Genomic DNA, 7,204 nt, shown 5'->3' on the forward strand with positions numbered 1-7,204 from the left:
ATTTAGTTTGTGGAGTTACTTGCGCAGATCCCTCGTTCCTCGGGATGACAAGATTAGGTGAAGATTTTGTAACCATACAGTTTGTCATTTCGACCGAAGGGAGAAATCTCCGCAAGTAACTCTACAAAGATTGGCGATATGCTTTACGGAGCTTCTTGCGGAGATTTCTCCCTTCGGTCGAAATGACAAAAAATGAACATAAAAACAAAAAATGCAATTCAAATAACTGCATTTTTTATCAAGAAAAACTCATAACACATAATCAACAATTCACCATTAATTAAGAATCCCAGTATCAATTAACCTCGCATATTTTCCTGTGATTGTTCCTTTTTCATCTATGGTGAAAAAAGTTGGGATTCCTATTATGGCGTAGGTTTGGAAGTTTGGGCCTGCGAAACCTTTGTAATCGCATAACTGTGCCGCCCACGGAAAGGCATGATCGTGTCCGTCTCCGGTATTTTTGGTCATGTCTGCGGCTACGCTTATTATTTCGTAACCTTTATCTTTTACGATTTGGTAATTGCCCAGTAACTGGTGAATTTCGTTCTCGCAGTTGTTACAGCCCGATTCGTAAAAGAATAACAAGGTCTTTTTATTGATTGTTTTTTTGCCCGACGGAGTTTCTAATACTGGCGCTTTTGCACCAACAACCGGAGCATTAATAGCGCTTGCTAATTTCTTGCTCGGTTTTTCTAATTTTCCTGATTTTGCGGCATATTCGCTTATTGCCGTTACCAGATCATCTTTGCCGGCTTTGGCAAACAATGCGACTGCTTTTTCTGTAAAAGCGGTATAAATCTCATTGCTTTTTATGCGTGACAGGATTTGTTTGGTATCTGCAAGCCAGGCGGTATCATCTTTTAGGGTACTTTGGTGCAGCTGCATCCAGCCTTCTATAAAATTACTCCATTGTCCGCTGGTGTATAAATTGGACATATCGAGTTTTTCTGTTACAAAAGTATTGACCTGTTTTGCTTTTTCTTCTTCTGATGCTTCAAGGCTGCTTCCTGAGCCCATCAATACGGTGTATATTTCTGATAACCGGGCTGCGTACAGTTTGCTTTGTGCTGTATTGTTTTTTAAAGCGGCATGTTGTGTGTTTAGATTTTCTTTTTCTTTTTGAAGGGCAGGATATAAAACATCTTCTGTTTTGTAAACATTAAGACCATACTGCACAAAACCTGCTTTGTCGAGGATTGCTTTTTGCTGCTGTGTTTTTTGTTTTAAAAAATCATTTTCAGCAGAGCCTGTGTATTTTGTGTTTTCATAATTAGGCTGTTCTTCGGTACAGGAAATAGTAAAACTTTCATTGTTTACAATAAAGTCAATGTCTCCGCCATCTTTAAGTGCTAAACGCGAAATGCCTGCATAGCCTTTTTTGGCTGCGGGGATAATGAGTGCTGCTTTACCTTCTGTATCTAGTCTGCCTGTCGCAATGGTATCTTTTTTATCGCCTCTTTCCAGCATATATACATATGTTTTACCTCCAAAATGCGAAAAATTCATATTTATGGTCTGTGCCTTTGCCGGGAAAGATAGTAATCCCAAAAAAACTACAATTCCTGTTAGTGTTTTTTTCATAATTATCTTTTTAAAACTGTTAATTATTTATTCTAAAACTGTTATAAAATAAGGATACGCTTTTCATTCCTGCCACTGGACAGGAAATGAAAAACGTAAATTCCTTCTTATTCCAAACTGCTCAATATTTATTATTGTTTGAGTCCGGAAATTTTATTTAGCAGGGAGAAAAAAATATCTCCCTGTTTTTAATCATTACTATTTTATAATATAACAATTCTGTTTAATTTTCTGATATGCAGCGTATGCTTCCGGTATATACATTAAAAGTACTATTCATTGATACTACTGTATATCGGTTACTCATAGAATATTCCAGGGCTGCAGTAGCACCACTGGCAACTGGACTGTAATGCCATAAAGCTCCGACTGAACCAGATGAGTATGTAGAACTATAATACCACATTGCATTTCCATACAGACTGCGCGCACTTGAATTTTGATAGGTTGTTCCGGCATTTGGCAGCATCAAGTTAGGACCAAACATCTGCCCTTGCGTTCCTAATGCAGCTGCAGCTCCACTATTACCCACATATGTAGTCTGTGGATTATTATTGAATAACCCTTGTAATTCAGTAAAAATTGGTATACGATAACCCGCTGGGCAAGGATCTCCGGCTGCTTTAGTAATCTTCGTACCATTAATTGTAGGTGCCCAATTAGTTGTATTATAAGCACTAGCACTAGTAGTAGGGGTATTATTTCCAAATGCATATAAATTTCCAATTAGAGCCGGATTAGCCACAAAAGGATTTAAACTTGTATTAGTAACCCCTAAGTTGTAACACATAAAAGCTCTCCATTCTGTTGGGCTAATTTTTGCCCCGCAGCACATACAGTCTTTTATTTGGGCTGTTAATTGTAGTTTTACATCGCTTCCGCTTCCATCTCCTTTATCATTGAAAATTACATATATATCGACAGAAAGGGGATGATCACCATCCAGTCCGTAAGCTTTACCATTATTAGCACCAGCACTGCTGCTGCTTAAATTACTTTTGTATACCATTGTAGCGGTAACATCTCCTGTTATATTAGTATCCTTTGATCTATCAGCATCTGCAGCAAACGACTTTACAATTGTACTTCCATCAGTGCCTTTTTCTACATATACAAATCGAACTTTACTTACTGCCTGTCCTACAACTGAAAAAGTATACGTTTGAGTATTTACTGCAGTAGTATTAAAATCAGCCTTAGTTGATGTACGGGTATCTTGTGTCCCACACTTATCATTAAAATTACTCTCTGCAATATCAAAACAAGTTCTTCCTGTAAAGGTACCCTGACCTGTAGGTATGTTTATTGGGTTTGCCATAGCATTAACCGTAAATACTTCTGAATTTACCGCCACAGCACCAGAACAATCATTTGTTACTTTACAGTAAAAATAATAAGTACCGGCATTTGGAATATCGTATGACAATGAAGGCGATGAAGTTCCAACCGGAGAACCTCCGCTTGTACTTGCTGATGTATTCAAATACCATTGATATGAAGGTTTAACCGCATCTGTTACTGATATGGCAACTGTAGCTTTTGATCCTGCTGTTGCATTTTGAACCAAAGCCGATTGTGATGTCAACTTAGGTGTAGGACATGCATTGTTCATAGTAAGAGTATGTTCTAAAACTGGCGATTTACCACAAGCGTTTTCTGCCTGTACTGTTATCTTTAACGGAGTACCTGTATCTCCGCTTGCCGGAAGTTCTATTGATACCGTATCTCCTGAACCCGTAATTTTAGCATTGCTGTTATCTGTTGTCCATGTATAACTAATGGCAGGACCAAACTGAATGCTGGTTTGCATTGTAATTTTTGTGCCATAAATAGCTTCCGTCGGATTAACTTTCCATGAAAGCTCAGGAAAGTCTGATAATGTTTTTGATATTGTTTTTGAAGCCGTTGGGCTCACACATCCTGTAGCGTTTTTAACCGTAGCAGTATATACAGATCCCGGAGTTGTAACTGTAATTTCCTGAGTGGTATCTGTCATTTTAACACCATCTTTATACCAGGTATACGTATAAGTTCCAGTTTCTTTTGGCTCAATTTTTAATTTTGTTTCACCGCCGCAAAGTGTTGTATTACCGGTAATTGTAGGTTCTGAAGGAGTGCTTCCCTGAGTTACATTAGCTTCAATTACGCTTTCTTCAGCAGGACATTTAGCTCCGCTGTTATCTGTAGCCACCATACGAAGTGATATGGTTACCTGAGAGGCAGGAACAATATAAGGATTAACAACTATTATATCATTACCATTATACCAAGTGTAAGTAACACCGTTAGTTTTATTGGCAATGCTTAAATCTAAACTTCCACCTGCACAAAATGAAGTAAAAGTCTTTAATGGAACTCCGTTTACCAATACATCACCTGATACAACCGTAATTTGTCCTGATGCAGCTTCACTTTTAGTTACCTGAATAATGTTTGAAGGTTTAGAATAACAAGTTCCGTCTTTAGTAGCTGCAAACCATTCCCCAACGCCGCTGTCTCCGCTTGCGGTAGCTGTTGGGCCTGTCTGCTCTTCTTTCCCATTATGAAACCAAACTATAGAAGCTCCGCCGCTTCCTGATACAGAAAGTTTAACATCGTTCGTTCCGCAGATTACTCCATTGTTAGAGGCTATTATTTTAAGGTTAACTGGTGTTACAGTTCCAGATTCTGTAATGGTGCGTTTGTTTGATGCGTTTGTGTTACATCCAACAGCTCCCATAGAGATATTATATTCCCCTTTTTGCGTAGCGACAATATAATAAGCACCTCGGGTACCCTGAATTTCAACACCATTGCGGGTCCAGATTAATTTATCAAGATTTGCTGTAGCAGCAGGAACTGATAAATATACAGCGCCGCCTGTACATAAAGTCAAAGCTGCACTTGATGGTGATATACTTGGTACAGTATACGACATTGAAGTACAGTCTACACCGTTTTGAGAGAATAAAAATTCTTTAAACAAACTCGTACAGGTACTCGTTACACGTACTAATACGGTATGGATGTTTACTGTTTCGTTTGGGAAAAAGTCAATTTTAAATTTTCCGTTTGCATTATCCACATCGTTTAATACTGCGTATTCAGACCCTGCTACAATAGCAATATTAAAAGGTCCGTTAGGACAGTCAACATCATCAATAGTAAATGTCTGGTCGCACCCTGTACCATCTGCAGCTACATTTACACAAGGCTGCGGGCTTATTACAGTTTGTGATGTTCCCTCACATAAACTTACCCAGCGAGTTTTGTTCCAATATTCCACACATTTAGTGTCAATGTTATAAATAGTAAGGCCTTCACCTGCAATTTTACCTTGTACAGCAAATGCGTTACGCTGTGCCGTTGTCATTTGAGGCAGTCGTAGTCCGCCCTTGTTCAGAAGTTCCAAAACGGAAAAGGCTTCCGGCTCTTTTTTGCCCCCAATGGTCATCTGGGCTTCCATGTTTACCGTAAATAATATGGCCAATAATGCCAGCCACATACAAAATAGATTTTTTTTCATTTTTTAAATTGTTTAATTATTTCAAAGCGGCACACCTTACCTGTTATTCCTGCAGAACAAGAAAGTAAAAGGCATGCCTGGTCGATATCCTTTTGGGATATGCGGATATGTTTTTTTTGTGGTATTCGTGGTATTTTGTAAAAAAAGGCGCTATTGATGGTATTCAATACGGCTTATAATGATGAAAGGTTTTTCGTTTTACTATGTAAACGAATTTTTATTATAGCAGGCTTATAAAACTTGGGGAGTTTATGGCTGATAAGTGAGCGGGGATAATTTCAATATTGTTTACTAAATATTGATTTTCCTAGCCCATTGTTTTTTGAATGAGAAGCATCACAATATCCTTGCTTGCTTTTTCCATAGTGGCATAATCTTTTTTTATGCTGTCTGGAGTAATCCCTTGAACAGATCCGCTTATGCTTTGACGTATATAATATTTTGAAACACCGTATTTAACAAACAAGGCTTCCAAAATATTCGAATCATAGGATTTGTAAATTTTTGTCTTACTTTTATCCATTGTCAAATTACTTTTAAAAATTGAGGCAAAGATATAAACTAGTTTATAATCAAACAAGATAAATGTAAAATTTCCTATAATTGGAATATAAATGACTGAGTTACAAAGGGTTAAAATTATGTTAAAGACACTGATAAGTTTAGGTGTCGCAAAGAATCAGGAGGGGATTGGAAAACTGTTAGGATACTCTAATAAATCGTCGTTTTCGCAGGTAATAAACGGAAAAGTTAACCTTCCAGCTGATTTTGTGGACAGATTATGTGCTTTAAATACCCAAATAAATAAAGAATGGATTAAAACCGGAATTGGAAATGTTTTAGAAAATGATTCCAATTATAACAAAGGTTATAATGATGAAAATTATAATACATCTGTAAATGACTTTTTTACAGATGCTTCGATCAAAAATCAAACGCTGCCTCTTATTTCTGCAGAGGCTATGATTGAGTATAATGCGGGCAATAAAAGAAGCATGGAGTTAAATGCCGCAAAATTTTTAATCCCCACATTTCAAGGTTCAGATTATTTAATTACTGTAATTGGCAGCTCGATGTATCCTAAGTATAATAACGGTGACATAGTGGCCTGCAAGCATTTGTCGCTGGATACGTTTTTTCAATGGAATAAAGTTTATGTCATAAATACAGAACAAGGTATTTTAGTAAAGCGCATCTGCAAATCAGAAAATGATGATTTTGTTACTATCGTAAGCGATAATAAAGATTATAATTCATTTGAAATTCCGAAGTCAAAACTGCTTTCTATAGCGATTGTAACAGGGGTAATTCGGTTAGAATAATTTTTTTTGCTTTTTATTGTTAATTATAAACTTATTTATAATTAATTTCAGTCGTTTTTTCTTATAAATTGTACAAAATTTAAAATTGTTGAAAAAAAAGTTTTTTTTAAGTGTTAAATTTTTGTAGGTTTTTTGTGTGGTTTTTTAACATTTGAGTTTTTTTTCATAGAATCGCTTTGTCATTTCAACGCATTTTTTGTCATCCTGAGGAACGAAGGATCGCACTCGCTGATCGGCAAAGATTGGTGATATGCTTTACGGAGTTACTTGCGGAGATCTCTCCTTCGTCGAGATGACAAGATTGTGCGGCAAATTGTATAACCACACCGTTTGTCATTTCGACCGTAGGGAGAAATCTGCGCAAGTGGCTCGACAAAGATTGGCGATTTAGTTTGTAGAGTTTCTTGCGGAGATCTCTCCTTCGTCGAGATGACAAGAGCACCGTTTGTCATCCTGAGGAACGAAGGATCGCACTCGCTGATCGACAAAGATTGGCGATTTTCTTTGTGGAATTACTTTGCGCCCTTCGACTTCGCTCAGGGTGACAAGAGCACCGTTTGTCATCCTGAGGAACGAAGGATCACACTCGCTGATCGACAAAGATTGGCGATATGCTTTACGGAGTTACTTACGGAGATCTCTCCTTCGTCGAGATGACAAGATTGGCGATTTTCTTTGTGGAATTACTTTGTGGAGTTACTTTGTAGAGTTTCTTGTGTGATCCTTCCTCCGTTAGGGTGACAAGAGCACCGTTTGTCATCCTGAGGAACGAAGGATCGCACTCGCTGATCGA

The 7,204-nt window shown here is 37.6% G+C and carries 4 protein-coding genes; 1 reads left to right on the forward strand and 3 read right to left on the reverse strand.

Features of this window, described 5'->3' with window-relative positions; translation table 11 throughout:
- Window positions 1-276 precede the first annotated feature (276 nt).
- The 3 genes from ACODSB_RS23775 to ACODSB_RS23785 form a co-directional block, all read right to left on the reverse strand.
- A complete protein-coding gene (locus tag ACODSB_RS23775; protein WP_488938861.1) occupies window positions 277-1,584 on the reverse strand; it encodes a peroxiredoxin family protein in 1,308 nt (435 codons plus the stop codon).
- 223 nt (window positions 1,585-1,807) lie between these two features.
- Window positions 1,808-5,089: a hypothetical protein gene (locus tag ACODSB_RS23780; RefSeq protein WP_488938862.1), complete on the reverse strand. Its 3,282-nt coding sequence runs from the start codon at window positions 5,087-5,089 to the stop codon at window positions 1,808-1,810.
- Between the two features lie 307 nt (window positions 5,090-5,396).
- The gene (locus ACODSB_RS23785) at window positions 5,397-5,612 is read right to left on the reverse strand and encodes a hypothetical protein (RefSeq protein WP_180859902.1); all 216 of its coding nucleotides are present in this window, start codon (window positions 5,610-5,612) and stop codon (window positions 5,397-5,399) included.
- A 118-nt stretch (window positions 5,613-5,730) separates the two neighbouring features.
- On the opposite strand from ACODSB_RS23785, the gene ACODSB_RS23790 reads away from it, so the two are divergent.
- The gene (locus ACODSB_RS23790) at window positions 5,731-6,411 is read left to right on the forward strand and encodes a S24 family peptidase (protein ID WP_488938863.1); all 681 of its coding nucleotides are present in this window, start codon (window positions 5,731-5,733) and stop codon (window positions 6,409-6,411) included.
- Window positions 6,412-7,204 lie beyond the last annotated feature (793 nt).

This window comes from Flavobacterium sp. FG68 (assembly GCF_057808895.1).

Excerpts from the sequence above, each read along its gene's own strand:
- ACODSB_RS23775 (WP_488938861.1), bottom strand. The coding sequence starts at position 1,584 with ATGAAAAAAACACTAACAGGAATTGTAGTTTTTTTGGGATTACTATCT.
- ACODSB_RS23780 (WP_488938862.1), bottom strand. The coding sequence starts at position 5,089 with ATGAAAAAAAATCTATTTTGTATGTGGCTGGCATTATTGGCCATATTA.
- ACODSB_RS23785 (WP_180859902.1), bottom strand. The coding sequence starts at position 5,612 with ATGGATAAAAGTAAGACAAAAATTTACAAATCCTATGATTCGAATATT.
- ACODSB_RS23790 (WP_488938863.1), top strand. The coding sequence starts at position 5,731 with ATGTTAAAGACACTGATAAGTTTAGGTGTCGCAAAGAATCAGGAGGGG.